This window comes from Ruegeria sp. BHSA163, assembly GCF_059613365.1.
In genome coordinates, this window is the sequence record NZ_JBXWSJ010000022.1 from 23,731 (window position 1) to 49,941 (window position 26,211).

The following is a 26,211-nucleotide window of genomic DNA, read 5'->3' on the forward strand; positions in this document are numbered from 1 at the left end:
CCGCCAACTAGCTTACCTTTGAAAAAAGGCGAGCATTAACTTGGTTAGAACTATGCAGATCAGTTCACAGAATAAGTTCCACTCTTAGGAAGTTCAGGCAACTGAGAGGGTAAAAGATATGGAATATTTTTTGGTTATTACGGCTGTAGCCGTTTACATCACAATATTGGTTACCCTAGCGCGAGCAAAAAACCGTCGCGTGTGGGTTTGGCTATTATTTGGCTTGATTTTTCCAATCGTCGCCTTGGTTGTTCTTATCTTTGCATACCCGCTCGCAAATGACGGGGAGCATGAAAGTGGTCTTTCTTGACAAAATGCTTACATTCGCACGCCCTCAAGTGTCATCGGAGTACTTTGCAAAACGCCTGAGCAGAATACTCTTAGTTAATTTATGCGCGATCCTTTTGGCATTTATTTTCGCTCTCAACACCCCTTCGTTGGCAGATACTCCAATTGTTCCTGATGGACATGAATTTCTTTGCACACCCACTCACGTCTGGGATGGAGACGGTCCTATCTGGTGCGAGGAAGGTCCACGTGTACGACTGTCAGGCGTGAACGCGCGGGAGCTAGACGGAACTTGTGGCTTTAACAAACCATGCCCAAACGCTAACGCAGTCGAAGCGAGAGACGCCCTTGTAGCAATGGTTGGTGAAAAAACAGGTATTGACCATTACGGCCATATAATGGTGACTGGACCTACAATGCGGTGTCGCTCGGTTGGTCACGCTGGAGGCAAACGAACTGCAGCGTGGTGCGTTTCTCCAAAAAGCGGCGATATTAGTTGCGCGATGGCGCAGGCAGGATGGGTGAAGAAGTGGGACAAGTACTGGCGCGACCACGAATGTCCTTAATTGCGCCAACCTCCATATAGCCAAACAAAGCATTGGTAATAGCGTCGGTAAATCATTAACCGGTTCTTTCCTTTTGGGAAAGCTCAGACGGCAGCGGTGTGACTTGTAAACTTTGGCATATCCACGAGCTTACATCTGCGTGTCAGTCTGGTTGACCCGCTTCGCCCCGAACCAAGACGCGATCCCGGAAAGCGCTGGTCGAAAGATTAGGAAAACGCGGTACGCAAGCTCAGCCATACCTAGTTGCCCGAACAGACTTCGAAGCGTTAACCTGTTTGCATGACCTATCCACGTAATCAATTTGAACCACAAGACGGTGACAGTGAAGCGGGTATCGAGATTACGCAGGATTTTGAACAGTTTTCTCAGCGCAACGACGTATTCACCCGCGCATTTTGGGACGAAACAGTAAGAACGAAAGCGACCGATGGCTTCTTTGCGTCTTACCGAATGGCAGCGTCACCGCGGCGGGGGGACGGTTTCACACAACGTGACTTCGCGCTGCGGAACGCGGCCTGGCTCATCTCGGATGTGATGACGGACCGCTATGCGGATCAAGGACGGCGAGAAGGTTTTCAAGCTTCTATCAGCTATGACACCCCAGTCGCACCAAAGCTGGTCGAAGTCGCCGACCCAGCGAAAATGTCCGCAGAGATAAAGCGAGTTGCGAATTTCTTCGGAGCCGACTTGTGCGGAGTGGCGGACATGGACAGCAGGTGGCTTTACGCTAGCCGCATCGATACCCGTGATTTCTCAGAAGTGCCGAATGATCTCCCTGAAGGCATGACTTCAGTTATCGTGCTGGGACATGAAATGGACCCCAAACTTGTGGCCACCTACCCCTCCGCTTTGGCCGGCGCGGCCACCGGACGAGAGTATTCGCACGAGGCCTCAATCGTGATGCAACTCGCCGCCTATATTCGAAACCTGGGCTACGATGCGGTTGCATCGATGAACGACACAGGTCTCGTAATCCCCTATGCGATCAAGGCGGGTTTGGGGGAATACGCAAGAAATCAGATGGTTATCACGCCTGAATTCGGGCCAAGACTGCGTTTCTCCAAGATCTTCACAAACTTGCCTTTGGCACATGATGCCCCCAAACCGAAGGGGGTTCGGGCCTTTTGCGACATATGCACCAAATGTGCGGATGCGTGTCCTGTAAAGGCACTACCGTTTGGTCCGCCCGAGGTTGGGGGCAACAATGTCTCTGCCATAAAGGGCGTGCGTAAATGGACCTCAGATGCAGAGAAGTGTTTCGGCTTCTGGGCGAAGACATCGACTGACTGTGCAATCTGCTTGCGCGTTTGTCCTTTCAATCGGGACTTTCGAAAATGGAAACATCGAGCATGGTTAAAGCTGGCTCTATCACCTTTGCGAAAGCTGGCATTGTGGCTTGACCGCAAAAGAGGCGGACGAGTGAAACCAAGCGCATGGTGGAACGAGTAGAGCAAAGTGGAACCAAGCGAGATCACGGTCTATCGACCCAACAAGCCCGTGCTAAAGGGTAATCGCCATTTTTGAAGTGGAGTTGCGTTTTGTTGGCCGAAAACAATAAGCCCGCGCTGCCAATTTAAAAGGGGACGAGACAACGCGGGCTTTCTGCGGTAGCAATCAAACAAATAGGCCGGTTCGACCGGAAAAAAAGTCCGCACTGTCGAGGGGCTGAACGGGTAGCTGTTCAGCCCCTCTCGTGGGGGTCATCGGAATTGGAACTTCCTAGTTTTACCCGTGAAAACAGAAACGTCCACGATCCGTAAACAATCTCTTTACATTGTTTCTTAAATGGAAACAAAATGATTTTAGAACCGCTCTTTCGCCACACCTAATGTGTGCAGTTCCCGTGACCGCATTTCGTCCCGTCAAAGCCCTCACCATCCCTTACGACTTGAATTGCAAGCAGGTGATTACAATAGGCCTTCTGCCACGGTGAACTGGCCGTTAACGTCGCCGCCCAAAGCTGTGAGGGTCGCAACTGCAATTGCCGTGATAATGGTCAGGGCAACACCGTACTCGACGATGGTCGCACCGCGCTCGTCACGTGCCAGTGTTTTCATCATTACATAGAGCTTCAACATTTTACTCTCCTAGTTAACTCACTAGATACACACCGATGCCGTACAAACTGACGGCGCTAACACCCCCCTTAAAGAGGGAGCCTTCATCAAACATACGCCCCTTGGAACAGGGCGTGCATCATCCAAACTGTGGAAAAGCACACGTATAAGGTGAAAGAATTAGCAACTTCACTGTGGTGCGCCTCGGGATACTACAGAAAACCGTGCTGCCAATTTTACAGGGGACAAGGCAACACGGGCTGTCTGCGGTAGTAAACAAAGACGTAGGTCGGCTGGATCAGAAAAAAAGCCCGCGCTGCCGAGGGACGGTCAAACGCGGGTTCAAGTTGACAGTACCGCCGAAAACGGCATGGGAAATGTCACATGGGGATTGTGACCTACGTCATTTAGTTCAATCCAGCGATTTGACCAATCCCTTGGGTCGCATCCGATTGACGCCCATTTTTTTTGTCAATTTTCCCAGAATGTTGGAAATAGAACGAGTAAGAAGCGTGAGCGCACCGGCCCTGACACTGACGCTTCAAGTTCACGATCTGACTGCCGCTCTAAAAGTTTTCGTTTTTCGACGCACAAAAGGATTATGTTCGAGGCTAGTTTCCTTACTGCATTGGACCTGAACGCGATGTGCAACTTGTATTCCAACACGATGGTCTTGTCAGAAGAACTTTGCTTGAGCGGGGCAGGGGGTATGCGTAGCGTTTGGGAATGACCAAACCTGCCTTCTTCAAGTACTTTAAGACCAGTCCCGAGATCATCCGTCTTGCGGTGATGCTGTATATTCGGTTTCCACTCTCGCTTCGGAATGTCGAAGATCTGCTGCACGAGCGCGGGATCGATGTCAGCGATGAAACCGTCCGATACTGGTGGAACAGGTTCGGCCCAATGTTTGCTTCTGAGATTAGACGCAAACGGGTCCAGCAACTTCGTGCATTGGCGATAACATCACTAACGCTTGATGAGCGTCCAAAAAGCGGCTGCAAGAGTTCAATGCATCCGCTCCAAATCAAAATGCCGACGGCGCTCCAAATCCTCGTGCGGCTTCTGACTAATGCTAAAGGAAGCACAATAATCGCGTATGCAATGATATGCATCGCTTTGTCAGCACTTCCCGGATCACCAGCGCTCCCCGGCGGAGACAGGCTTGCAAAAGAAATGCTTGCGACTCCAATGAACGTTGCAGCAACGCCCAAAGGCGACAACCAAGAGTAAAGCGCTGAGAGCTTCGGCATCATTAATAATTTTCGGAATTTAACTGATTATGAGAGATACTTTTGGTCCTCTTCTAATCCAATCGGCTAGCGGCCTCGGTACGCCAGCATTTTGATTTTAACGCCAAGACCCCGGAACAACACACCTCGCTTACCCGGAACGGGAACACCAACATATTTCCCCCGATGGTCCTATTCCGGAGGACGGGTGAAAGGGTGAATTCGACCAACGACTTATCGCGCTTATATAGTGCAAGTAGATTCGGGTGCTTAGTGGATCCTAGAAAAAAAAATACAAGCGCTTTCACTCCACAAGTTGTGTGGATATCTCGGTGGAAGCCTAAGGCTTCTTAGTAAGAAGGTCTATTTATATGAGTGGCTTAGGTGAAGCTGCCTAAAAATTAGGCAAATTTTTAACTAACTGAAATTACAATAAAAAATTTTATCCCGTTTCGTATATCTGTTGCAAATTGGACACCAATGAAGGGGTGAACCCATAAACAGTGCGTCGGTTGACAACTTCTCCAGGCATATTTGCAGAGCATTCCCAAGACCCCTCAAATAAGGTGCGCGTCGAACTCATTCTTTTTCCGAGAGAGGCTTCGCGCCGGCCTCCAAGAATCTCTCTACCTATGATGAAAGTTTGGCAATCAGAGCAGTCAAGATATCGTCCTGGGAATGCGCGAGCGGATCGCCAATTCCTTCAGCGAGACCGAGCATCAGAACTAATCCCAAGGCCGCGGAATGGATCGCAAATGCCGTCTGGCGAGCTTGGTCAGGTGATTCATCAAGCCGTGCCGCCAGGGCGCCGTACAATTGTGACGTGGTAGCATGTATCTTAGCGAGAACATCGCCATTCCGCACCTCTTGCATGCCTGCCTTCAGCGTCTGAGGGGCGAGGTACATCATTCTGAAACGGTCAAGGTTATCTGTATGGAAACGTAGGATTGATCGAACGAAAACGTCGATGGCCTCATTCGGGGTTAAGACAGAAGCTAGGCTATCTTCGGCCTCCATGGCCTCTGCATCCAACCAGTCAACGAACATAGCCGCAAGCAAGTCGCTCTTGGATGGAAACCAATAGAGCACCGACTGTTTTGCGATGCCAAGCTCTCGCGCGATTGTGTCAAATGAGACAGCACCGAGGCCGCTATTCGTGAGCAGCCCTTGCGCGGCAAGTATGATCTTCTGGTCAGTTTTGAGTTCGCTCATAAATTGCCTCTTGATTGCCTACCGTTGGTAGTTTATCTAGCCTACCGACGGTAGGCAATTGGAAAAGAGATTATTAACATGGATCTACTGAACTTTGAAAACCCTGTGTTTACGGTGTATGTGATTGCGGCCTCCCTGATGGTGCTGAAAGTCATGGGGCAAGGTTGGATGACGGTACACCGAATGTTGAAAGTCGGTGGGGGATGGGCCAGCCCGGAAGACCTCAGAAAGGGTCTTATCAACAAGAACCCCGATCCGTCCCAACTCGACGTCAATGACTACGTTGACCGTTCCCGGCGAATGCATCGCAACGATCTGGAGAACGTTCCAGCATTCTGGGTCGCGGGGTTGCTTTTCGTTTTGGCCGATCCGGTGTTGCTTTTAGCGAAGGCGCTCTTCTACGGATTCGTCGCCGCTCGTCTCGCACATTTTGTTGCCTATGCGACCGAACAATCCCACGAAGTTCGAGCGACGTTTTATACTGTTGGTTCCGTAATCGTGATCTACATGGCCGTGCACACGCTTTGGTCGGCGTTGGTCTAGTCGGAAAACTTGGGTGGCAGCTAAGTCCGCAAAGCAGACTTTGAGCAGATTTCACGGAATGACCGCGTTGAGCCCGAAGCAGACGCGCAGATCCGACCGAGAAGCCGACCGTTTTGCGCTTTGGCAGGCTACTAAGTGGCTCGCTTGATCCATCTCAATGCAGAACAATCCTTAGGTCGTAAACTTTGTTAGCGGCTATTTGGGGGAGCCTTATGATGACGGTCGGAATGCTTTCTCGTTTTTTAGCTGTTCTACTTGTAGGCGCAGCCGCGCCAGCGTTTTCCGAAGAAAATGTTCCCGTCAACGCACTAAACTTTGTGCGCGCCGAGACTGACAGCTACATGGCACTCTTTGCCGCTCAGGGCTATTTCGCGAATTTCGTACACACCCGCGCTCCTACACCTATTGCCGAGCAAAACGTCATTCGGCAGAACCGCGACACCCTTTACAGTGGCGCTGTCTTCGATCTGACCAGCCCGGTCACCATCAAGATGCCCGACAACGAAGGCCGCTTTCAGTCGATGCTGATCATCAATCAGGATCATTACGTGGTCGACGTGCAGCATGAGGGCGGCGCGTATACCTTTACTGAAGACGAGGCTGGCTCCAAGTACATTGTAGTTGTAATTCGAACGTTCATGGACCCCTCAGACCCGGAAGACATCGCTGAGGCCAATCGTCTGATGGACGACATCACTTTCGAGCAAGCGGACATCGGCTCCTTCGAGGTTCCGGATTGGGATCGGGTCTCTCTTGATCGCACCCGCGGTCTTCTAAATTCCCTGCTTGCTGACATTGATGATTTCACAGGCGCTTTCGGCGCGAGAGGAGAAGTCGACCCGATCCTTCACTTCATTGCGACAGGCGGTGGATGGGGTGGGAATCCGCCCCACGCCGCGGTTTACTTGAACCAAGTTGCGGCCCAGAACAATGGCGTCACACCCCATACTTTGACCGTCAAGGACGTGCCCGTGGATGGGTTTTGGTCCGTGACCGTTTACAATGAGGACGGCTATCTGGAAGCCAACGATTTGGATGCGTATTCCGTTAACAACGTCACTGCTGAGAGGGAGGATGATGGAGTAGTAACGGTACATTTTGGTGGCTGTGCAGATGGTCGCGTGAACTGCCTTCCGATCACTGATGGATGGAATTACGTCGTCCGGCTGTATCAACCGCGCAACGAAATTCTGAGCGGGAAGTGGACGTTCCCGCTAGCCGTTTCGGTGGAGTAGCTTTCCACCAAATAAACCGTTGGGGAGTAGTTTTAGCGTAAAAGCTTGTCATTTATCAGACGTCTGCATTGGGTCACGAGTAGTCCTTCCAGCGAGCACTCTCCATCTGCGGCTTTGTCCGCAAGCCGGTCGTAGCCAAGATTTGGGAGAGCGACCGCTTTTGGTGAAAGCGGTCGTTCCTGTTCGAAACTCCGAGTTTCGGGGGTGAACGTCCCCTCAAAACCGCTAACCGGTCATCTGAGTAAATCAGTCAGGTGACTGCGTTGAGCCCAAAGTGGTCACTTGCAAACGCTCCCGATGTCACGCCTACTTAAGTAATGAATTCGCTACAAAAGCCGTTTGTTCCCTGGGCGCAGATAGCGCAATTAGTGGCACTTGGAACGCCAGTTTTTTTGCTTTCTGTTTTGCTCGAGCTGCCGCACGCAGTTGGAGTGATTGCTTTCGCCGCTGGGCTGCTGGCTACCGTTTTCAGCAACCGAAAATGGGGTTTGATTTCTGTCGCGTTAACGGCGGTGGCATATCCGGTTGCGGCTTTCGCAGGAACTACGGGTGTTTTTTTCGTAGGCGCTCTTCTGGCGATCGGAAGTATGCTGGCATTGCGTCAAGCTGGGGCCAGAGCTCTTGGCTATGCTGCGTTCGGCTGGTCCTATCTAGTTTTCTCTGAAACAACGCATCCGGATGCGTCAACTATGACGTATTATGTTATCGGAGCGCTTTGGGGTGTAACCTCTGCTAGGCTGGTGGGAATAGAGGCACTAATGGCACCCAAAGGCCCGGACTTGGGGCTCCCACCTTTCGCTGTAAGATGTGCGATAGTCATTGGCTTCTTGGCTTCGCTGGTACTAGCGATGTTTCTGCCAATAGAACGTTCCTATTGGGTTCCCTTCGTTTTTTTGAGCGTACTCATAGCAAACGGCACGAACGGCTTGAGCATGTCTTTGTCGAGGATGATTGGCGTTGTTTTGGGTGTTGCGGGTGTCCTTTTACTCTCATGGTTCGAGCCTCCACGCTGGTTCGAATTCGGACTCGCGATGATTGGTTTTGTCTTGGCGATGAGGATCATTTTGGCATTTCCAATACTTAGCCGTGCCTGCATGACCGCAGCAATTGTCCTTATGCTGATTTCTGTTGAACCCGATGCCGCCGCTTCAAGACTATTGGCTGAAGTGGTCAGTGTTTTGGTTTTGATGCTGCTCGCAGGTTCCGTCAGTTTTTTTGCATCAAAAGAGGAAGCGCCGGGCGATCAGACCTAGGCCAGATTAATCCTCCAATGAGGAATTGGTCTAATGAGCCCTCGTCGACATAAGGCAGTCATAGGATCGCTCACGGCCGCATGTCCAGCGTCCTGAGAATTTGAGACGTACTGTCGACCTGATCATCGTAGCGGCCTTGTGGGAACTCCCCCATCTCCTTTAGATAAGTTTCAAGCCAAGGCGACGATTTCGGAAGACGGACGAATCCAGCCTCAATCTTTGCGCATTGAACTGACATGCGCTCTACTTTGTCGCCCTTGACGTCCAGTCCCTGAACGTCTCGCAAACCGTCCCGCAGCAGATCGGTCCCGAGCGCAAAGCCGACGCCAGCTTTCTCGACAACGATCAGCCTGGGCTTGAATTTCTGACGTTGCGCGCGGGCCGCGCGTACCAGATCCGGATAGTCATACTGCTCCCTGTGCACGTCAAGCAGATCAACGTGATTGTTGATTAGCCCCCATGTCGTGCAGACGGAATAGTCGTTGTTGATGCCCGGGACTGAAGCCGTGTCCCAGCTCTGCACAACCGCTTCGTATTGGCTGGGGCGCGGCGGTCCGTCATAAGACCTAAACCACTCTGTTTTTACTAGATTTCCCCCTGGCAGAACAGGCGACTGCTGATACTGGGCCTCGAATGTGGCCGTCCCAAGCTCCCGGCGGATGTTGAGCCACCTTCCCGTCGTTTGTTTTTCGATTACACCCAAAACTCTGAGCGCAGTCTTGTAGCAAGCAAAGCGATCTGTAACGACGGCTTCGCTTTTCCGTGCCGCTTCACCAATTTCTTGAGGATTTTCAATGCTGCAGCTTTGTTTCTGCGCTTTGTGACGACGGCTTCCAGCACTTCGCACTCATGATCTACGTCCCGCCACAGATAGTGTCGCTGGCCAATCACCTTCACAAAAACCTCGTCCACGTGCCATTTCCATTTTGAAAAGGCTCGGAGTTACTGAAACCGTTTCCTTCGGATCTCTGATGCATACATTGGGCCGAACCTGCTCCACCAGTAGCGGACGGTTTCATGGCTGACATCGATCCCGCGTTCGTGCAGTAGGTCTTCAACATTGCGGAGTGACAGCGGAAATCGGATATACAGCATCACCGCCAGGCGGATGATCCCAGGACTGGTTTTGAAATACTTGAAAGAGGAAGGTCTGGTCGTGGGCAAAATCCACCCAACCACCCTGCCCGCCTCAACCCAAGTTCTTCCGACATGACCCCGGTAAGGTCAGGACAGGCCGAGACCATGCATTGGATTATTTCCGAGATTAGGTCCTCGGAATTGTTGTCCAGCTGCCGAAGCGGTTGATTTTTGATCGTTGTACTTACTTAGCCGCACTCGAATCTCAAGCCTTGTTGTACTTCGCGTCGACGTCGCGGATCGCGTTGACGTTTCCAGCGGAACGGCCGTTCTCGTCAAAATCTTGCGTGTTGGCCAGAAAGGCCTCGGCAATGGTTTTCGCGAGCTCCGGGCCAATTACGCGAGCGCCCATAGTAATAATCTGTGCATTGTTTGACAACGCGGCGCGCTCAGCTGAGTAGGTGTCGTGGCATTGCGCCGCTCGGATGCCTGGGACCTTGTTGGCCGAGATCGCGACACCGATGCCCGTCCCGCAGACCAGGATCGCCCGGTCGTACTCGCCCGCGATCACCGCCGAAGCGACGCGATCGGACAGGTTTGCGTAGAAGGCGTCCGGCCCATCCTCGGTTCGCGACACGTCCGCGACGTCGTGGGTCTTGGCGAGGTGCATGGCCAGTGTTTTTGCCAACCCCTCGCCCGCACTGTCTCCGGCAATCGCAATCTTCATGAAGTGTCCTTTCGATACGTCAGATGACATCCGCGCAGGCAGTAAGGATGCCGAGATACCCGTCGACATTCCAGGCCGACCGACCGATAAAAAGCCCGTCTATATGCGGGCAGACGATGAGGTCTTGGCAATTCTCAGGGTTGACCGACCCACCGTAGAGGCAAGGCGCGGGGCGGCCCAGAATGTCGGTTGCGAAAGCGATGATCTCGGCATGACGCGCATCTGCATAATCCGAGGTCGCGGGAATGCCGCCGTCGCCAATGGCCCAAACTGGCTCATAGGCCATGATCACCGGCGCCGCTTTCTGGTCACCGCGAAGTCCACCTAGTGCGGCGCGCACCTGAGCCCCCAGCACTTCGGTGGCGCGCCCACTCTCCCGTTCGTCTAGCGTCTCGCCGATGCAAATAAGCGGAATAAGTCTATGGCGCACCGCCGCCTCGGCCTTCAAGGCGACCGTCTCGTCGGTCTCACCGAAATGGGCGCGGCGCTCGGAATGGCCGAGTTCGACAACGTCCAGTCCGCAATCGGCCAGCATGACTGGGGAGATCTCGCCGGTCCAAGCACCCGCATCGGCCCAATGCATGTTCTGTGCGCCCACCAGAACCGAAGTCTGGTCGAGAATCCGCGCAACCTCGCGCACGACCGTGAAGGGCGGAATCACAAACCGCTGGATGCGATCGTCGCAATCGGCGTCGGCCGCCGCAAGCGCCCTCGCGAAGCTCTCGGCTTCAACGAGCGTCTTGTTCATCTTCCAACTTGTGCCGATCCAGAAATCTGCCACCGTCATTTTACACTCGCGCCTTACTGGAAATCAGATCGAGCCGGTTTCACCAGGCCGTCCCTCCGGAGAGGTGATGCATTTCGTGCAACCGGCAGACCGGTCATCGATCTTACAGTTCTTCGGATGCGCATCGCCCAGCATGGCCAATACCATATCGGCGATCGCATTCCGACTTTCCATAGTCTTAGTATTCCATGTGAAAGAGACGAGATCACGCCAATAGAACTCTTCCACGACAAGTGATTTCAACGCTTTGGCAACAACGTTTTCGAGGGCCTTTCTGAAGTTTTCGAACCAAGCTGAAACGCGCCCCATGGGCGATGCAATATCCAATTCTTTACTCCCGTTTTGCGCCACCGTCGTTTGGTCGGCGGTGGCTGATATTCTTTTTACAAGAGTGGGCGCGTTAGCCCGATTCGGGCAAATGGCATTTCGCCGGTGGCCAACGGCGGACCTGACGCGAACGCGCCGATCAGCTCTCTTCGAGGGTTCTTGCCATGGCACGGAGAAGCACCGCGGCTGACGCCGCTCCGGGATCCTTGTGCCCCAGCGAGCGAGCCCCGAGGCGTGCGGCGCGGCCCAGTCTCGCTTGCATCTCGACGGTGGCCTCCGCCCCGGCTTCAGCCGCGTCCGCCGCGGCATGGAAAACGGTGGCGGCAAGTTTACCCGCGGACGCCGTCGCTGCGTCCGAGGCAGGCCCCCAAGCATCCAGCATGGTTTTGTCGCCGCGCTCGGCTTTGCCTCGATGCGCAATCCCCTCGGCCATCGCAACTATCAGCCCCGGAGCGTCCCCGTCGCCGAGCACGTCCTTGCCCTTCACCGCCGCGCCGGCGCGCATGAAAGCGGTCGCATAGAGAGGACCTGAGGAGGCGCCGACGGCATTCAGGAACGCCTTCGCCGCGGCATTCAATACCTCGGTTGGCGCTACACCGTCTAGCTCCACCAGAGCGGTTCGGATGGCGCCGAAACCGCCGGCCATGGCGACGCCATGATCGGCATCCCCGATCTCACCGTCAAGCGCACAGAGCTCATCGCGCGCAGCGTCCATCGCGTCGGCGGCGGCCAGCAGCATTGCTTTCACATCATTGCCGTCCATCACTCAGACCACCCGGAACATGGCGCAATGGCAAGGCCGGTCGATCAGGCGCTGCAACTCATCATCGAGATGCATGAGCGTGACCGAGGCGCCAGCCATTTCCAGCGAGGTGCAATAGTTCCCGACCCAGGTGGCATGGGTCGAAAGACCGGCCGCCTCAAGGCGCGCCTGCACCCGCCTGTTCATGATATAAAGCTCCATCAGCGGTGTTGCTCCCAGACCGTTGACCAAAACGGCGACCCGATCGCCGCTTGCCGCGCCCATCTCATCGAAGATCCGGTCCATCATTTCGTCTACGATCTGGTCGGCCTGCTTGATCGGTCCGCGTTCGATCCCCGGCTCGCCGTGAATGCCCATGCCGATTTCCATCTCGCCTTCAGGCAGATCGAAATTCCACCGCCGGGTCTGCGGCAGCGAACACGGACTCAGCGCGACGCCCATGGTGTAAGTCCGCGCATTCGCGTGCCGCGCCACGCGTTCGACTTCGTCGAGGCTCATCATCTCATCTGCCGCAGCTCCCGCCGCCTTGAAGATGAAGAAGTTGCCCGCCACACCGCGCCGTTTTTCGATCTCGTCGCGCGGGGCCGAGGCCACGTCATCTGTGGTCAGCACGGTGCGCACCTCGATATCGTCCATCGCCGCCATCTCGGCCGCCATGTCGAAATTCATAACGTCGCCTGCATAGTTCCCGTACATGAAGAGCACGCCTGTGCCGCCGGAGACCTCCTTGACGCATGCTAGCGCGGGATCGGGCGGGGGCGAGGCAAAGACGTTTCCAATCGCCGCCGCGTCAGCCAGCCCCTGCCCCACAAATCCGACGAAGGTCGGCTCGTGCCCGGACCCGCCCCCGATGACCAAACCGACCTTGCCCTCACGTGGCCCGTTTCGCGCAATGATCGCCCGGCCCGAGTCTGCGGAGGTGCGCAATGTGTCGCCATGCGCCAGAAGTATCCCGTCGAGCATTTCATCGACCGCGTCGTCTCCGTCGTTGATGATCTTCTTTGTTTGCATCGCGTGAATCTCCTCTTACGCAACCCACATCTAGCCCGCTTTGCACCGCAGTTTGCAAGTCCAATTGCCGTAGCCGTTCACCGTCGATCAGCTTGGCGGCACAACGCCCTTCTGCAGGATGATATTGCCATAGAGACGTGTCTCGGCCGTTTGTACGATGCAATAGGTCTTGCGGGCCTCGACATAGAACTCGTGCCGTTCCACGCCCCTGATCTTGGCGGGATGATCCGCCGTCTCATCGATGATCTTCTGGAAATCGGCTACGATGTCGGGAACGGTGTCAGGGTCGCCGACAACCTGCATCGTGCGGGCCGGGTGATCGACGTAGGAATCAAGAGGCATAATCGTCAGGATTGCCCTCAAAACCTCAGTTGCGCTGGCACCCGCGAGACGCTCGATTCGCGCGGCACAAGTTTCTGCCGGAAAATTCGCATCTGCGATTACCAATTCATCACCGTGACCCATCGCCTTGAGATGTCTTAACAAATCGGGTGTCAACAAGTTGGGAATTCCAATCAGCATCTGTCCCCTCCCTTCGCCATTCAACTTCAGCTACGAATTTGATTGACGTACATCACGACATACCTCAAGATTTTTCAATAGGGAGGATCAATGACACGTGTGACTGCGCAGGACGTAGCCAAAGAGGCTGGAGTAAGCCTTGCGACGGTGGATCGCGTGCTCAACAAACGCAAGGGCGTGCGTGAGGCAACGATCCAACGTGTGGTCGATGCGATGGACCGATTAAACTTCGTGCGCGACCAGACGGCCGCCAATCTTGCGAGGGGCCGGTCCTATACGTTCACCTTCATTGTTTCTGCAGGTGAAACCGCCTTCTTCAATGACGTCCGCGCTGAGATCGAGACAGCAAAACATCAGGCCTCCAAGGAACGCATCCGGATCAATTCCATCGCCATTCCGCCGCTCGATCCGCGTGCGATCGTCGACGCAATTGACGACATGGGCGAGGAAATCGGCGACGGGGTCGCAATAGTCGCGGTAGAAAGCCAAATCGTGCGTGATGCGATTGCGGCGCTTCGCAAGCGCGGCGTGCATGTGATCTCGTTTATCTCCGACATCCCGAATTCGGAGCGTGAACGATTTGTCGGCATCGATAACGTTGCTGCCGGACGGGTTGCCGCCAGTTTGCTGAAACGCTTTGTCTCGCCCCGATCCGGAGATGTGGCAGTCGTCGCAGGTTCCGGCACGCTGCGGGACCATGTGGAGCGCCGCATGGGCTTTGAACAGGTGATGCGCGCCGAATGCCCTGAACTGAACGTTCTTCCCTGGATCGAGGGTGAGGAACTGGCGGGGCTGGTCGAAGAAAAGCTTTCAAATCTGCTGTCAGAAAACCCCAACGTGGTTGGGATCTATAGTCTAGGGGGCGGAACAAGGGGCGTCATCGACGCGATCGAAACTGCGAAGCAGGACATGTGCGTGGTGACTACAGAGCTTTCGGAGCACACTCGCGCCGCATTGATCAACGGTACGGTCGACGCGGTCTTGGTGCAGGACCCGAGCCATGAGGTTCGCAGCGCCATCCGCGTACTGAAGCACCTCACCGACGGCACGCCGGTGAATGAGAAACAGGAGCGGATTCGGATCGAAGTCTTCGTGCGCGACAATCTGCATTGAGGCTGAACAAATCGTGCATGAAGCACCGTAGGGGAGAGACATGGGTATGAGGGGCGAGAACATATGTCGGAGTTGAAGGTCAATAACCTGCGGCGCACATACGGCAAGATCCTGGCGCTTGACGGGATGTCGTTCGACGTGGCCGATGGCGAGTTCTTTTGCCTTCTTGGCCCCTCGTCTTCCGGCAAGACAACCACCCTGCGCGCTATATCGGGGCTTGAAGAGCTTGAACACGGTTCGGTACACTTCGCAGGTCGCGATGTCACCGAAAGCGCGGTGCAGGGTCGCGGCATCTCGATGATTTTCCAGACCTTCGCGCTCTACCCTCACCTGTCAGTGGAAGCAAATCTGGCGCATCCCCTGCGCCGTTCGGGTGAAAGCGCGTCGGACATTAAAAAGCGCGTCGGCGAGGTGGCCGAGCTTTTGCGGGTGACACACACCCTAAAGCGCAAGCCGACAACGCTCTCGGGCGGCGAGCAGCAACGGGTGGCCATCGGGCGCGCCATCGTGGGACGCCCGAAGCTGTTACTGCTGGACGAGCCTCTGACTAATCTCGATGCCAAGCTTCGCGACGAGATGCGAACTGAATTCAAAAGGTTACACAGAGAGCTTGGTATGACTATGCTCTATGCAACGCCGGATCAGATCGAGGCGCTGACCATGGGCGACCGGGTAGGCGTGATCCGGGAAGGCAAGGTTGTCGCCATCGGAACACCACGCGATCTCTACGGTGCGCCGACAAACACCTATGTGGCTGGCATGATCGGCTCGCCGCCTATCAACTTCGTGACGGCGACCGCTCCAAGCGACGGTGAGATCGCGTTGCCCTTCCTCGATCAGCCCGTCGAGGCTCCGGGTGTCTCCAGCGGGCAGCCGCTGGTCGTCGGGCTTCGGCCGCATGACATTGCGCTGGCCAACGGAGAGGAAGGTGGCATCCCGGCCAAGATCCACCTTACCGAACCACTGGGCGATGTCACGATCATCGATATTCGAACCCGCGACACCGACATGAAGATGGTTCTTCGTGAAGAGGTCGCGGCCAGGTTCAGAGTGGGCGACGAGATCGCCGTCAAATTCGACCCGAGGAACTTGCATTTCTTCGATCCATCAACCGGCGCGCGTGCCGCGCACGCCGCCACATAGCTTTGCGGGAGAGCAGCAAGAAAAAGCCTAAACAAGAAAGCCAACTAGTGGAGGAGACTATGAAAAGAATCAATCTTATGAGCACCCTGATGGGTGCTACAATTCTTGGGGCAGGACTGAGCGGTTCGCCCGCCATGTCGGCCGACGTCACGATCACAATGGCGGCCCCGGACTGGCCGCCGACACGCTTCATGAAGGAGCATTTCGACCAGACATATACCTCGCCGGACGGTCACACCACGACGCTTGATATGGACTTTATCCCGTGGCCCAGCTTCTACGAACGCGTCGCGGCCTCGCTGACATCGGGCGAACAGAAATACCAGATGATTGTGACCGACAGCCAGTGGCTGGGAGCATTTGTCGAAGGCGGGTACTACATGAACCTGACCGACAAGATCAACCAAGACCCCGAACTGACGGCGATCATGCAGGACCTGCATCCGGCACTGGTTTCAGCCTATTCGACATACCCGCACCGGACCCGCGCACAGCTTGAAGAAGCTGGCGAGGTGCCGGCACCCGGTGTGAACTACTACGGTTTCCCGCAGTTCCCGGACACCTATGTCACCTTCTACCGCGAGGACATCTTCTGCAACGAAGGTGAAATGGCGGCGTTCCAGGAGCAGTACGGAACCAATCTGCCGTGTACCTATGAAGACTGGCAGGACACGGACTGGACGAAATGGGGGCAGATCGGCGAGTTCTTCCAGCGTGATGCCGGCGAGATGCTTGCGGGCGAAGAACTGACCGAGCCGTTCTACGGCATCGCCTACCAGGCCGGTAAGGGCTATGACTTCTCGACCATGCAGGTCAACGCCTTCATCTGGCAGCAAGGCGGCGACATCTGGGATGAATCGAAAGCTCCCGAGGCTCAAGCCGAAGGCGTGGTGAACTCGGATGTGTCCGTTGCGGCCTTTGATGAGTACCTCAGCTATCTCCAGTACATGCCGCCTGTCGCGCAGACCGGTCAGATGGACATCTTCGTGATCCAGGACCTCTACATGCAGGGCAAGGTCGGGGCGATCATCGACTGGGTGGGTCTGGGCGAACCTGTGCTCGATCCGAGTGCGTCGACCGTGCACGACAAGTCGGCCTTCGGCCCCGCCCCGGGCACACGCCAGGCGGACGGTTCGATCGACCGAACCGGCAATATCGGCGGACAGCCCTTCGTTCTGACCACCTGGAACTCGGACGAGGTCGTGAACGAGGCTCTCAATGTCGTGAAGTGGTGGCTAAACCCCGAGACCCAGCTCGCTGCCGTGGCGAATGGTGGTCAGTCCGGTCTTATGAGCGTAATGGCCATGCCGGAATACAACGATCTACGCCCGTGGAACCGCGCACATGTCGAGATGATCGATTGGCAGAAGGACGTGTGGCACATCCCTGAATTCTTCGAAATGCTAACCCAGCAACAGGAAGAGTTCGACAAGGCGATCACCGGCCAGCAATCGGCCAAGGAAGCCTTGGATAACGTCGCAGCGTTCCAGCAGGAGCTTCTCGAAGACATCGGTTTCATCGAGTAAGCGGTTACTCTACGCGGGGTCCGGCTTCGGTCGGACCCTGATTTCCCAGATTTCTCCTAACGAGGGCGGCCCTTCATATGGCGGACACTGCATCTACCAAAGGCGGTTTTGGCGCTTGGCTACTCGATCCGAAACGGCGGGGGGCGCTGCTGGTCACGCCGGCAATACTGATCCTTTTCGTGATGAATATTTTCCCGCTTCTTTGGTCTTTTGGCTTGAGCTTCTTTAATTACAAGGCGTCTAGTCAACGTGTTCCGCGCTTCAAAGGGCTGGACAATTACGGCGACGTCTTGACCGACGAAAAGGTGTGGGAACGGTTCCAGACAACCGCAATCATCGTTAGCTCCTCAGTTCTCTTGCAATTGATTGTCGGCTTTCTGCTGGCCTTGCTGTTTGCAAAGGCCTTTCCCATGCGCCGTATCGTGTTGATGCTGGTACTGACGCCGATGATGTTGTCATTCGTCTCGGTCGGCGTGTTCTTCAAGCTGTTCTACGAGCCGACTTTCGGAGTCGTGAGTTACGTGTTGAACATGTTCACCTCGGAGCCGTTCGTCATGCTCGGTTCGCCACAAGGTGCAATTATCGGGATCGTGATTGCTGATGCATGGATGTGGTCGCCCTTTGTGATGCTTCTGGTTTTGGCCGGGCTCGTGTCGGTTCCGAAATACCTTTATGAGGCAGCAGAGATCGACCGCGCAAGCAAGTGGCGCACGTTCCGGACTATAACCTTTCCTTATATCAAATCCCTCCTGTTGCTTGCCGTGCTCTTTCGTACCATCGAGACATTCAAGCTTTTCGATATCGTCTACATCATCACGGAAGGCGGACCCGGGTCGTCGACCGAAACGATCGCGGTATATCTCTATAGAACCGCCTTCCAGTTCTTCAAAACCAGTCAATCCTCAGCACTCGCCTATTTCGTGCTCTTCATCGTGATCGTGCTGACCAACCTCTATCTTTATTCCGTCAACCGGCGCGCCGAGGAGGTGAATTGATGGCTCGAAAACATCGCGAAATCGGCAAGGCCGGATGGGGTTACACAGCGGTCGCCTCGGTTGTCGGACTCATATACTTCTTCCCTGTGCTTTGGATCATCCTGACTGCCTTCAAGACCCGAACGGACGCTTTGGCCGTGCCGCCGAAACTGTTCTTCACGCCCACCTTCGAGAATTTCACCAGCGTCTTCTATCGCGCTTCGATCACCACGGGCAACAGTCAAGCTACCGATATGGGCCTATACTTCTTCAACTCGATCTTCATCGCCTTCACTTCGGTGGGGCTGGCCCTGATCGTCGGCACAATAGCGGCCTATGCTTTCTCGCGATATCCGCTGAGAGGCAACGACACCTATCTCTTCATCATCCTCACTACCCGGATGATGCCCCCGATCGTCGTGATTATTCCGATCTTTCTGATGTTCCGCCTCAGCGGTCTGGCGGGCAGCTATTGGGGCATCATCCTGCTCTACACCGCCTTCAACATTCCGTTCTCGGTTTGGTTGGTGAAATCCTTCTTTGATGAATTGAACCCCGAAATTGAGGATGCCGCCCGAATGGACGGCGCGACCGAACGGCGGGTTTTCTTTAACTTCTGCATCCCGCAAGTCCTTGCGGGCCTGTCGGCCACCTTCGTATTCGGGCTGATCCTGACTTGGAACGAGTTCCTTTTTGCCCTCCTCCTTACCGGGGTTGAGACGCGGACCGTGCCCGTCGCAATGGCGCGCACGCTTGGTGGAGAAGTGGGCGTGGATTACGGCCTGCTGGCGGCGATCGTGACCTTGTTCCTTATCCCGATCTTCTTCGTCACATTCCTTCTGCAGAACCAGCTTCTGCGCGGTGTCACTTTCGGAACGGTCAAGAAATAATGACGATCAAACTCAATAAACTCACCAAACGTTTCGGGTCGCTGACCGCCGTCGATGCCATTGACCTGGACGTGGGCGACGGCGAAGTGCTCTGTCTGCTCGGTCCGTCGGGCTGCGGGAAAACAACCACCCTGCGAATGGTCGCGGGGCTTGAAGCGGCCACGGAAGGCGACGTCATGCTCGGCGGTAAACGGGTAAACGAACTGGCGCCGCGGCAACGTAACGTGGCCATGTCGTTTCAGTTCTACGCGCTTTATCCGTCGCTTTCGGTGGCCGATAACCTTGCCTACCCGCTCCATGCCGAGAAGCTTTCGGGCGCCGAGATAGAAAAGCGCGTGGCGCAGGTCGCGAAGACCCTGCAACTCGAGAGCATCCTGAAGCGCACGCCAAGCCAACTCGCCGAGGGTGAGAAACAGCGGGTTGCCGTCGGCCGCTCGATCATCCGAGACCCGCAGTGCTTCCTCTTCGACGAACCCCTCTCACGTCTCGATGTGCAACTGCGGGAGGAAATGCGTGGCGAGATCAAGGAGGTCCTGCAAGACCTGTCCCGCCCCACCGTCATTGTGACCCACGACCAACTGGAGGCGCTGACGATGGCCGACCGGATTGCCGTCATGCGGGATGGACGGATCGAACAGGTCGACACGCCGCACAACGTCTTCCAAACCCCGTCCAACCTCTTCGTTGCGGGCTTCATCGGCACCCCGCAGATGAACCTGATACCGGCGACCCTCAAGGGATCAAACGGCGACGGCCTGGCGGATTTCGCGTTCGAGGGCGAGCAGTCACTGAAGATCAAGGTCGATCCGGCGGTATCCAAACTCTCGCCAGGCGCGAAAGTCACACTCGGCATTCGGCCACGAAACCTCGAGATGAGCGTTGAGCCCACCGAAGACAGCCTGTCGACAAAGATCGACATGGTCGAACCGATGGGAGCCGAGACCCTCGCCCACATGCATGACGGCTATCACGATCTGCGACTTGTGACAGATTGGCGTGTGCCATTGTCCGAAGGCGACCTTATGCACACACGGTTCCCGCCGGACACAACCCATATCTTCACGGAAGACGAACAGGTTTTAAGGAGCGCGCCATGACCGCAGCACAGGCGAAACTGATTGAACGGTGCATCATCGGACTTTGCGTCATCTCGATCATCTTCATCTTCCAGCCGTTTTCGTTGCAGCTCTTCTCGATTGGCTGCGTGACGGTGGTGATCGGCGCACTGGCCTTCAACCTTGTGCCGCTTTGCCGGGAAGGCGTGCCTTTCAGTGCCCTTCGGAAAGCTGTTATCATCGTGCTGGTTATCCTTGGTGTCGCCGCCGCGCTCGGCGTGGGGACCGCATTTCTCTACGTTGAATACCTGGAAACCCTGAGATGAGTGGCTTCGATGTGTCCGTTGTAGGGCTCTATATTCTCGACATTTTGGGGCGTCCGGTCGTGGCGATCCCTGAAGGCGGTAATGTCGATTTCATCGACGAGATCCGGCTAACGGTTGCGGGCACGGCGGGGGGCACGATTGTCGATCTGGCGAAACTCGGACTGAACTGTCAGGCGGTTGGAGCCGTGGGCGACGACGAGAAGGCCGATTTCGTCCTTGACCACATGGCCCGCCTTGGCATCGACTGCCACCTCATGCGGCGGCTCGAAGGTGTCGAGACCTCGGCCACAATCCTCAATGTCCGCCCGAATGGCGAGCGCCCAGCGCTCCACTGCCGCGGCGCTTCGGATCACTTCGACGTGTCTGACGACATGCTGCGCAAGGTTCTCGACTGCCGCTTCTTCCACCTTGGCGGCACCGGCCTTCTGGCTAAGCTCGATGGCGCACCCAGCGCGCGACTTCTCAAGGCCGCGCAGGAGGCAGGCTGTGTGACCACTTGGGACCTCGTGGGGGCGGGGCCGGACACATGGCAGTTCGTCGAACCACTCCTGCAGCATATCGACTACTTCATTCCATCCATCGAAGAAGCGGAGATTCTGAGCGGCATCTCAGGCGTGGAACAAAACATCAGATTCTTCCAATCGCGCGGCGTGAAATGCCCCGTTCTGACCATGGGCAGCGAAGGCTCAATCATCGCGGATGGCGAAGACCGCATTCACGTCCCCGCCTATGACATCAAGGTTGTCGATACGACCGGCTGCGGGGATGCCTTTACGGCAGGCTTCATCGCCGGGCTCGCCGACGACCGCAGCTTGACGGAGGCCGCACATCTGGGCACGGCATCAGCATCGCTTGTCGCCAGCGGTTTGGGTTCGGATGCCGGGATCGTGGATCGCGCACAGGTCGAAGCCGAGATGGCCCGCTGGCGCCAATGATTGCCGGGGTAGCAGGCACGTTCGACACCAAGGGCAAGGAGCTCTCATACATTGCCCAGCTGATCCGCGCGGCCGGGTTGGAGGTTCGCACCATCGATCTTGGAACCACCGGTCAGGGAAGCGCCACCATCTCGGCCGAGACCGTTGCCGCCTACCACCCTGATGGGGCCGAGGCAGTGCTAACCCAAACGGATCGGGGGGTCGCTGTCGGCGCAATGGCTTTGGCCTTTGAGACCTATGTGCGCGAAGCCGACTGGATCGGCGGCCTGATCGGCGCGGGCGGCTCCGGCGGCACCGCACTTCTGGCCCCTGCCATGCGCGCCCTGCCCGTCGGCACACCCAAGGTTCTGGTCTCGACGGTCGCCAGCGGCAATGTCGGTTCCTATGTCGGTCCAAGCGACATTGCGATGATGTACTCTGTCACCGACGTGCAGGGGCTGAACCGCATCTCAGCGCGCGTCCTGGGCAACGCAGCCCATGCGCTTGTCGGCATGATGCTGAACGAGGTGCCGGCTGTTGATGCGAAGCCCGCCATCGGCCTGACTATGTTCGGCGTCACGACGACAGCGGTCAGCCATGTCGCGGACGCGCTTGCAGTCGATTTCGATCCGCTCGTGTTCCACGCCACCGGGACCGGCGGTCGCTCGATGGAAAAGCTCGTCGACAGCGGCCTGATCGGAGCCGTGCTCGATCTGACGACGACCGAAGTGGCTGACATGCTGGTGGGCGGCGTTTTCCCGGCGACGGAGGACCGGTTCGGCGCAGTGATCCGGACAGGCATCCCTTACGTTGGCTCCGTCGGCGCGCTTGATATGGTGAATTTCGGCGCGCGCGAGACCGTCCCAGAGAAATTCGCGGACCGGACGTTCCATGTCCACAATCCGCAAGTGACGCTGATGCGTACGACACCGGAAGAGAATGACAAGTTCGCCGCTTGGATCGCAGAGCGGTTGAACGCGATGACCGGCCCTGTGCGCTTCCTGATCCCCGAAGGCGGCGTCTCTGCCATTGACGCACAGGGGCAGCCGTTCCACGACCCCGAGGCGCTGGCCGCCCTGACCCACCGATTGCAGGCCGACGTGATCCCGACGGAGAGCCGCCGTCTGGTATCTGTGCCACACAACCTCAACACGACCGCGTTCGCCGACGCCGCTTTGACCGCCCTGAAAGAGATCATCTGATGCCTATTCCCCGCTCCGAAATCCTCTCGCGCCTTCGCTCCAAGATCGCCGAGGGTCGCCCGATCATCGGCGGTGGAGCCGGTACGGGCCTTTCCGCACGATGCGAGGAAGCGGGCGGTATCGACTTGATCGTGATCTACAACTCCGGACGCTACAGGATGGCCGGGCGCGGGTCGCTGGCCGGCCTGCTCGCTTTCGGCAACGCGAACGATATTGTGGTGGACATGGCGAAGGAGGTTCTGCCAGTCGTAAGGAACACACCGGTTCTGGCGGGCGTCAATGGCACTGACCCATTCATGATCCGGGACAAGTTCCTCGACGATCTGATCGCGCTCGGGTTCTCTGGCATCCAGAACTTCCCCACCGTCGGGCTGATCGACGGCACCTTCCGCACCAATCTCGAAGAAACCGGTATGGGGTACGGCCTGGAAATCGATCTGGTCGGCGCCGCGCGGGAAAAAGACCTTTTGACAACGCCCTACGCATTCACCCCGAACGAGGCGCACGCGATGGCCGCCGCCGGAGCTGACATTGTCGTCGCGCATATGGGCCTCACCACTGGCGGTGATATCGGAGCCGAGACCGCGCTCAACCTCGATCAATGTGTGAGGGAAATCGACGCGATGGCCGAAGCGGCGCGCGACGCCAGCCCGGACGTCATCGTTCTTTGCCACGGTGGCCCGATCGCGATGCCGGGCGACGCCAGTTATGTGCTGGAGAAAGCGAAGGACTGTCAGGGCTTCTACGGTGCCAGCTCGATGGAGCGTCTGCCCTCGGAAACCGCTCTGGTCGCACAAACGCGCGCCTTCACCGAAATCGGAGAGAAGAAATGACAGGAACTTTCATGATGTCTGCCGACACCCCGCCTGAAGAGCTCGACTGGGGCAAGCTCCGGTGGATGTCGCACCCGCCCTCCACGGGTGCCGGGCAGCTCACCGTGATCGAAGTGAACATCACGCCCGGCAATGGGCACGATTTCCACAAACACCCCGATCAGGAAGAGGTCATTTACTGCATCTCGGGCAAGGTCGAACAATGGCTAGATCAGGAAATGCGGATTCTCGGCCCCGGTGACAGCGTTTTCATCGGCGCCGGCGTCGTCCATGCCAGTTTCAACGTCGGTTACAACGACGCCAAGCTTCTTGCCATTCTCGGGCCCTGCGTCGGCGATCAGGGATACGAGTTGGTCGACGTGGCCAGCGAAGCGCCCTGGAAGGACCTTCGCTAACCAATTCTGGCTCAAGCTACGGCGCTTCCCACTGCCCCGTTTCTGCCGACTTCAGAACCGCATCCGTCACCAGATCGGTTTTGTGTGCATCGGCAAATGTCGGCGCCGCTGGAGTGCCGTCGAGACCGGCGATGAAGTCCGCCGCCTGATGCACAAAGCTCTCCGCATAACCAATTGAAAGCCCCGGCACCCACCAATTGCCCATATAGGGGTGGTCGCCGTCCGTGACATGTATAGAGCGCCAACCGCGTTCCGTGCCTTCGTCGCTATGATCGAAATACTGGAGCCGGTGAAGATCATGCAGGTCCCAGATGATCGAGCCGTTCTCACCATTGATCTCGAGCGTATAAAGGGCCTTGTGACCCCGCGCATAGCGAGTCGCCTCGAAGAGCGCCATCGAACCATTGCCGAACCGGGCCATGAAGGCACTTGCGTCGTCGATGCCGACCGCCTCAATCTTGCCGGTGAGGTTGTGCCGCCGCTCTTTGATGAAAGTCTCTGTCATGGCAGTAACCTTTTCGATACTGCCGTTCAGCCACATCGCAGTATCGATGCAATGCGCCAGCAGATCGCCAGTGACCCCCGATCCCGCCACCGCCTTGTCCAGACGCCAGAGCGCTTCGCCGCCTTGCGGCAAGTCGTCTGCAATCGTCCAGTCCTGAAGGAACTGCGCTCGGTAGTGGAAGATCCGCCCCAGTCTGCCGGATTCAATCAGGTTCTTGGCGTGAGTTACCGCCGGAATGCGCCGGTAATTGTACCAGACCATATTGGGCACACCTGCCTTTTCCACCGCCGCCACCATCTCGGCCGACTCCACAGCAGTCCGCCCAAGCGGTTTCTCACACATCACCATCTTGCCCGCTTCAGCCGCAGCGATGGCGATGTCGTGATGCATGTCGTTTGGCGCGGCGATATCGATCAGGTCGATGTCGTCTCGCGCAACCAGCGCTTGCCAATCGGTCTCGACACTGCCGTAGCCCCACTGATCCGCAAACGCCTGAGCCCGTTCCTTGTTGCGCGCGCAGACCGCCGTAAGTTCCGGCTCATAGCCGAGATCAAAGAAACGAGGCGCTTGAGTGAATGCGTTCGAATGCGTGCGCCCCATGAACCCATAGCCGACCATGCCGACCCTTAGCTTTTTCTTGCTCATCTCATTCACTCCACCCATGGGCGTCTCGCACCTTGATCATGGTGGCGAGGATATCGTTCCAGGTCTGCTGATCCTCCAGCACCGCGTTGGGGAACATGCAGCCGTCCCAGCAGATATGCCGCATCGCTTTCGTGGGCGTGCCGTCCGCATTGTTCAGCCAGAAGCCGGAATGCTTGACTACATCGAGCTTCCCGTTCGGATCGGTTGCCATGCAATGCCGGCCGGTCTTGTCGTGGCTGCCGCTTCCATGAACCGTGCCGTCATTTTGCGCGACGTGGAAATCGATGGTCCAAGGGCGAAGCGCGTCGGTTATTGTACCGAGCGCATCGTCAAGGGCCGCTTGGTCGTCAAGTTGGTCGGCGGAAATCAGTGCGTGCTCAGGCGCGTTGTACCCCATAGCGTAAAGCATGGTGTGGGCCAGGTCCGCTTGGAAGCCCAGAACGTCCGGTCGATCCACTGCTTCGAACAACTCCACCATGTGCTTCCAGGAATGCATACCACCCCAGCATATCTCGCCTTCGGCGGCCAGCCGTTCGCCGTGATCCGCGGCAATGTCGCAGGCCTGGCGGAACGTCTCTGCCATCTTGGCGGTATTGCCCGCCGGGTCCTCGGCCCATTCGCTGACACCGGTCGCCGTGTCGATACGCACAACACCGCCTTGCCGCACACCTAGGTCGCGGAGCCGCCCCATGATCTTGCAGGCTTTCTCGACGGCTGCCAGAAATGCGGTGCGCCCCTCACCCTCGTCCATAGCAGAACCGCCGCCAACGGGCGGCCAGACCGGCGCGACCGCGGACCCAATCGAGAGCCCGCGACCGCCCACATTGTCAGCCAGCGCCTTGATCCCGTCATCGTCGACATCGATCGATGTATGCGGGTCAGCCAAAAACAGATCCACGCCGTCAAACTTGGTGCCGTCAACCTCGGCAGCCGCAGTCATATCCAGCATCTTGTCGAGCGCAATCGGAGGTTCTTCTTCGCCCTTGCCGACAAGCCCCGGCCACATCGCATTGTGTAGTTTTGGGAAAGCGTTCCCGTCCATTGCATCCTCCCGCTGTTGCATTATTTCAACGTCATGCTTTCGGGTTGAGGC

At 56.7% G+C, this 26,211-nt stretch carries 27 protein-coding genes and 2 pseudogenes; 17 read left to right on the top strand and 12 right to left on the bottom strand.

Annotation, left to right across the window (positions count from 1 at the left end):
• Positions 1-290 precede the first annotated feature (290 nt).
• Together AC2FNV_RS11925 and AC2FNV_RS11930 are read left to right on the top strand one after the other, a co-directional pair.
• Positions 291-854, top strand: coding sequence for a thermonuclease family protein (locus AC2FNV_RS11925; RefSeq protein ID WP_217362407.1), 564 nt, complete (start codon positions 291-293; stop codon positions 852-854).
• 279 nt (positions 855-1,133) lie between these two features.
• Complete coding sequence (locus AC2FNV_RS11930) at positions 1,134-2,303, top strand: 4Fe-4S double cluster binding domain-containing protein (protein ID WP_170608721.1); 1,170 nt, start codon at positions 1,134-1,136, stop codon at positions 2,301-2,303.
• A gap of 458 nt (positions 2,304-2,761) precedes the next feature.
• Here the strand turns inward: AC2FNV_RS11930 and AC2FNV_RS11935 are convergent, their stop codons facing one another.
• Positions 2,762-2,932 carry a Flp family type IVb pilin gene (locus AC2FNV_RS11935; protein ID WP_217362408.1) on the bottom strand — a complete coding sequence of 57 codons (171 nt, stop codon included), beginning with the start codon at positions 2,930-2,932 and terminating at the stop codon, positions 2,762-2,764.
• A gap of 705 nt (positions 2,933-3,637) precedes the next feature.
• Between AC2FNV_RS11935 and AC2FNV_RS11940 the strand changes: the two are divergent.
• Positions 3,638-3,892: pseudogene (locus AC2FNV_RS11940) on the top strand (IS6 family transposase); the annotation flags it as partial.
• An 878-nt stretch (positions 3,893-4,770) separates the two neighbouring features.
• On the opposite strand, the gene AC2FNV_RS11945 reads toward AC2FNV_RS11940, so the two are convergent.
• A complete protein-coding gene (locus AC2FNV_RS11945) occupies positions 4,771-5,352 on the bottom strand; it encodes a TetR/AcrR family transcriptional regulator (protein ID WP_170603659.1) in 582 nt (193 codons plus the stop codon).
• A gap of 78 nt (positions 5,353-5,430) precedes the next feature.
• On the opposite strand from AC2FNV_RS11945, the gene AC2FNV_RS11950 reads away from it, so the two are divergent.
• The 3 genes from AC2FNV_RS11950 to AC2FNV_RS11960 all read left to right on the top strand — a co-directional run bounded on the left by AC2FNV_RS11950 (position 5,431) and on the right by AC2FNV_RS11960 (position 8,383).
• A complete protein-coding gene (locus AC2FNV_RS11950; protein ID WP_170603657.1) occupies positions 5,431-5,895 on the top strand; it encodes an MAPEG family protein in 465 nt (154 codons plus the stop codon).
• Between the two features lie 212 nt (positions 5,896-6,107).
• Positions 6,108-7,130, top strand: a complete 1,023-nt coding sequence (locus AC2FNV_RS11955; protein ID WP_217362354.1) for a DUF1214 domain-containing protein — start codon at positions 6,108-6,110, stop codon at positions 7,128-7,130.
• A gap of 317 nt (positions 7,131-7,447) precedes the next feature.
• Positions 7,448-8,383, top strand: a complete 936-nt coding sequence (locus tag AC2FNV_RS11960; RefSeq protein ID WP_170611060.1) for an FUSC family protein — start codon at positions 7,448-7,450, stop codon at positions 8,381-8,383.
• 70 nt (positions 8,384-8,453) lie between these two features.
• Here the strand turns inward: AC2FNV_RS11960 and terL are convergent, their stop codons facing one another.
• The 8 genes and pseudogenes from terL to AC2FNV_RS12000 all read right to left on the bottom strand — a co-directional run bounded on the left by terL (position 8,454) and on the right by AC2FNV_RS12000 (position 13,597).
• Positions 8,454-8,906: a phage terminase large subunit gene (terL, locus tag AC2FNV_RS11965; protein ID WP_496773422.1), complete on the bottom strand. Its 453-nt coding sequence runs from the start codon at positions 8,904-8,906 to the stop codon at positions 8,454-8,456.
• Between the two features lie 126 nt (positions 8,907-9,032).
• A pseudogene (locus AC2FNV_RS11970) lies at positions 9,033-9,547 on the bottom strand (IS6 family transposase); the annotation flags it as partial.
• Positions 9,548-9,725: 178 nt separating this feature from the next.
• Positions 9,726-10,187 (bottom strand): D-erythrulose-4-phosphate isomerase, encoded by a 462-nt coding sequence (derI, locus tag AC2FNV_RS11975; protein WP_170603641.1) that lies wholly within the window; start codon positions 10,185-10,187, stop codon positions 9,726-9,728.
• A gap of 19 nt (positions 10,188-10,206) precedes the next feature.
• Positions 10,207-10,974 (bottom strand): triose-phosphate isomerase, encoded by a 768-nt coding sequence (locus AC2FNV_RS11980; protein WP_496773389.1) that lies wholly within the window; start codon positions 10,972-10,974, stop codon positions 10,207-10,209.
• 24 nt (positions 10,975-10,998) lie between these two features.
• The gene (locus AC2FNV_RS11985; RefSeq protein ID WP_170603637.1) at positions 10,999-11,301 is read right to left on the bottom strand and encodes a hypothetical protein; all 303 of its coding nucleotides are present in this window, start codon (positions 11,299-11,301) and stop codon (positions 10,999-11,001) included.
• 139 nt (positions 11,302-11,440) lie between these two features.
• Positions 11,441-12,064: a dihydroxyacetone kinase subunit DhaL gene (gene dhaL, locus AC2FNV_RS11990; protein ID WP_496773390.1), complete on the bottom strand. Its 624-nt coding sequence runs from the start codon at positions 12,062-12,064 to the stop codon at positions 11,441-11,443.
• Between the two features lie 3 nt (positions 12,065-12,067).
• On the bottom strand, positions 12,068-13,075 hold the full coding sequence (locus AC2FNV_RS11995) for a dihydroxyacetone kinase subunit DhaK (RefSeq protein WP_170603633.1): 1,008 nt from the start codon (positions 13,073-13,075) through the stop codon (positions 12,068-12,070).
• 87 nt (positions 13,076-13,162) lie between these two features.
• Positions 13,163-13,597 carry an RbsD/FucU family protein gene (locus AC2FNV_RS12000; protein ID WP_170603631.1) on the bottom strand — a complete coding sequence of 145 codons (435 nt, stop codon included), beginning with the start codon at positions 13,595-13,597 and terminating at the stop codon, positions 13,163-13,165.
• Between the two features lie 90 nt (positions 13,598-13,687).
• Here AC2FNV_RS12000 and AC2FNV_RS12005 point away from each other — a divergent pair, with 90 nt between their 5' ends.
• The 11 genes from AC2FNV_RS12005 to AC2FNV_RS12055 all read left to right on the top strand — a co-directional run bounded on the left by AC2FNV_RS12005 (position 13,688) and on the right by AC2FNV_RS12055 (position 23,968).
• Positions 13,688-14,710 carry a LacI family DNA-binding transcriptional regulator gene (locus AC2FNV_RS12005; protein ID WP_496773393.1) on the top strand — a complete coding sequence of 341 codons (1,023 nt, stop codon included), beginning with the start codon at positions 13,688-13,690 and terminating at the stop codon, positions 14,708-14,710.
• A 63-nt stretch (positions 14,711-14,773) separates the two neighbouring features.
• Positions 14,774-15,853 carry an ABC transporter ATP-binding protein gene (locus AC2FNV_RS12010; RefSeq protein WP_170603627.1) on the top strand — a complete coding sequence of 360 codons (1,080 nt, stop codon included), beginning with the start codon at positions 14,774-14,776 and terminating at the stop codon, positions 15,851-15,853.
• A gap of 59 nt (positions 15,854-15,912) precedes the next feature.
• Positions 15,913-17,379, top strand: a complete 1,467-nt coding sequence (locus AC2FNV_RS12015) for an ABC transporter substrate-binding protein (protein WP_254442545.1) — start codon at positions 15,913-15,915, stop codon at positions 17,377-17,379.
• 77 nt (positions 17,380-17,456) lie between these two features.
• Positions 17,457-18,374: a carbohydrate ABC transporter permease gene (locus tag AC2FNV_RS12020; RefSeq protein WP_170481679.1), complete on the top strand. Its 918-nt coding sequence runs from the start codon at positions 17,457-17,459 to the stop codon at positions 18,372-18,374.
• A complete protein-coding gene (locus AC2FNV_RS12025) occupies positions 18,374-19,243 on the top strand; it encodes a carbohydrate ABC transporter permease (RefSeq protein WP_170603625.1) in 870 nt (289 codons plus the stop codon). The genes AC2FNV_RS12020 and AC2FNV_RS12025 overlap by 1 nt, the downstream gene beginning before the upstream one ends.
• Positions 19,243-20,340 (top strand): ABC transporter ATP-binding protein, encoded by a 1,098-nt coding sequence (locus tag AC2FNV_RS12030; RefSeq protein WP_170603623.1) that lies wholly within the window; start codon positions 19,243-19,245, stop codon positions 20,338-20,340. The genes AC2FNV_RS12025 and AC2FNV_RS12030 overlap by 1 nt, the downstream gene beginning before the upstream one ends.
• On the top strand, positions 20,337-20,624 hold the full coding sequence (locus tag AC2FNV_RS12035; RefSeq protein ID WP_170481670.1) for a hypothetical protein: 288 nt from the start codon (positions 20,337-20,339) through the stop codon (positions 20,622-20,624). The genes AC2FNV_RS12030 and AC2FNV_RS12035 overlap by 4 nt, the downstream gene beginning before the upstream one ends.
• On the top strand, positions 20,621-21,559 hold the full coding sequence (locus AC2FNV_RS12040; RefSeq protein WP_170603621.1) for a carbohydrate kinase family protein: 939 nt from the start codon (positions 20,621-20,623) through the stop codon (positions 21,557-21,559). Before AC2FNV_RS12035 ends, AC2FNV_RS12040 begins: the two co-directional genes overlap by 4 nt.
• The gene (locus AC2FNV_RS12045) at positions 21,556-22,740 is read left to right on the top strand and encodes a Tm-1-like ATP-binding domain-containing protein (protein ID WP_170481664.1); all 1,185 of its coding nucleotides are present in this window, start codon (positions 21,556-21,558) and stop codon (positions 22,738-22,740) included. The genes AC2FNV_RS12040 and AC2FNV_RS12045 overlap by 4 nt, the downstream gene beginning before the upstream one ends.
• A complete protein-coding gene (locus AC2FNV_RS12050; RefSeq protein WP_170481661.1) occupies positions 22,740-23,573 on the top strand; it encodes a phosphoenolpyruvate hydrolase family protein in 834 nt (277 codons plus the stop codon). Before AC2FNV_RS12045 ends, AC2FNV_RS12050 begins: the two co-directional genes overlap by 1 nt.
• Entirely contained in the window at positions 23,570-23,968 is a 399-nt protein-coding gene (locus AC2FNV_RS12055) for a cupin domain-containing protein (RefSeq protein WP_170481658.1), read from the top strand. The genes AC2FNV_RS12050 and AC2FNV_RS12055 overlap by 4 nt, the downstream gene beginning before the upstream one ends.
• A gap of 16 nt (positions 23,969-23,984) precedes the next feature.
• On the opposite strand, the gene AC2FNV_RS12060 is transcribed toward AC2FNV_RS12055, so the two are convergent.
• Both AC2FNV_RS12060 and AC2FNV_RS12065 read right to left on the bottom strand, forming a co-directional pair.
• Positions 23,985-25,118, bottom strand: coding sequence for a Gfo/Idh/MocA family protein (locus AC2FNV_RS12060; RefSeq protein WP_170603619.1), 1,134 nt, complete (start codon positions 25,116-25,118; stop codon positions 23,985-23,987).
• Position 25,119: 1 nt separating this feature from the next.
• Positions 25,120-26,181 (bottom strand): TIM barrel protein, encoded by a 1,062-nt coding sequence (locus AC2FNV_RS12065; RefSeq protein WP_496773400.1) that lies wholly within the window; start codon positions 26,179-26,181, stop codon positions 25,120-25,122.
• Positions 26,182-26,211: the final 30 nt, after the last annotated feature.

Excerpts from the sequence above, each read along its gene's own strand:
- AC2FNV_RS12000 (WP_170603631.1), bottom strand. The coding sequence starts at position 13,597 with ATGCTGATTGGAATTCCCAACTTGTTGACACCCGATTTGTTAAGACAT.
- dhaL (WP_496773390.1), bottom strand. The coding sequence starts at position 12,064 with ATGGACGGCAATGATGTGAAAGCAATGCTGCTGGCCGCCGCCGACGCG.
- AC2FNV_RS12065 (WP_496773400.1), bottom strand. The coding sequence starts at position 26,181 with ATGCAACAGCGGGAGGATGCAATGGACGGGAACGCTTTCCCAAAACTA.
- AC2FNV_RS12050 (WP_170481661.1), top strand. The coding sequence starts at position 22,740 with ATGCCTATTCCCCGCTCCGAAATCCTCTCGCGCCTTCGCTCCAAGATC.
- AC2FNV_RS12035 (WP_170481670.1), top strand. The coding sequence starts at position 20,337 with ATGACCGCAGCACAGGCGAAACTGATTGAACGGTGCATCATCGGACTT.
- AC2FNV_RS11925 (WP_217362407.1), top strand. The coding sequence starts at position 291 with ATGAAAGTGGTCTTTCTTGACAAAATGCTTACATTCGCACGCCCTCAA.
- AC2FNV_RS12030 (WP_170603623.1), top strand. The coding sequence starts at position 19,243 with ATGACGATCAAACTCAATAAACTCACCAAACGTTTCGGGTCGCTGACC.
- AC2FNV_RS12045 (WP_170481664.1), top strand. The coding sequence starts at position 21,556 with ATGATTGCCGGGGTAGCAGGCACGTTCGACACCAAGGGCAAGGAGCTC.
- AC2FNV_RS11980 (WP_496773389.1), bottom strand. The coding sequence starts at position 10,974 with ATGACGGTGGCAGATTTCTGGATCGGCACAAGTTGGAAGATGAACAAG.
- AC2FNV_RS12055 (WP_170481658.1), top strand. The coding sequence starts at position 23,570 with ATGACAGGAACTTTCATGATGTCTGCCGACACCCCGCCTGAAGAGCTC.
- AC2FNV_RS12010 (WP_170603627.1), top strand. The coding sequence starts at position 14,774 with ATGTCGGAGTTGAAGGTCAATAACCTGCGGCGCACATACGGCAAGATC.
- AC2FNV_RS11955 (WP_217362354.1), top strand. The coding sequence starts at position 6,108 with ATGATGACGGTCGGAATGCTTTCTCGTTTTTTAGCTGTTCTACTTGTA.
- AC2FNV_RS12025 (WP_170603625.1), top strand. The coding sequence starts at position 18,374 with ATGGCTCGAAAACATCGCGAAATCGGCAAGGCCGGATGGGGTTACACA.
- AC2FNV_RS11995 (WP_170603633.1), bottom strand. The coding sequence starts at position 13,075 with ATGCAAACAAAGAAGATCATCAACGACGGAGACGACGCGGTCGATGAA.
- AC2FNV_RS11935 (WP_217362408.1), bottom strand. The coding sequence starts at position 2,932 with ATGTTGAAGCTCTATGTAATGATGAAAACACTGGCACGTGACGAGCGC.
- AC2FNV_RS12040 (WP_170603621.1), top strand. The coding sequence starts at position 20,621 with ATGAGTGGCTTCGATGTGTCCGTTGTAGGGCTCTATATTCTCGACATT.
- AC2FNV_RS12060 (WP_170603619.1), bottom strand. The coding sequence starts at position 25,118 with ATGAGCAAGAAAAAGCTAAGGGTCGGCATGGTCGGCTATGGGTTCATG.
- derI (WP_170603641.1), bottom strand. The coding sequence starts at position 10,187 with ATGAAGATTGCGATTGCCGGAGACAGTGCGGGCGAGGGGTTGGCAAAA.
- AC2FNV_RS12020 (WP_170481679.1), top strand. The coding sequence starts at position 17,457 with ATGGCGGACACTGCATCTACCAAAGGCGGTTTTGGCGCTTGGCTACTC.
- AC2FNV_RS12015 (WP_254442545.1), top strand. The coding sequence starts at position 15,913 with ATGAAAAGAATCAATCTTATGAGCACCCTGATGGGTGCTACAATTCTT.
- AC2FNV_RS11945 (WP_170603659.1), bottom strand. The coding sequence starts at position 5,352 with ATGAGCGAACTCAAAACTGACCAGAAGATCATACTTGCCGCGCAAGGG.
- AC2FNV_RS11960 (WP_170611060.1), top strand. The coding sequence starts at position 7,448 with ATGAATTCGCTACAAAAGCCGTTTGTTCCCTGGGCGCAGATAGCGCAA.
- AC2FNV_RS11950 (WP_170603657.1), top strand. The coding sequence starts at position 5,431 with ATGGATCTACTGAACTTTGAAAACCCTGTGTTTACGGTGTATGTGATT.
- AC2FNV_RS11930 (WP_170608721.1), top strand. The coding sequence starts at position 1,134 with ATGACCTATCCACGTAATCAATTTGAACCACAAGACGGTGACAGTGAA.
- AC2FNV_RS12005 (WP_496773393.1), top strand. The coding sequence starts at position 13,688 with ATGACACGTGTGACTGCGCAGGACGTAGCCAAAGAGGCTGGAGTAAGC.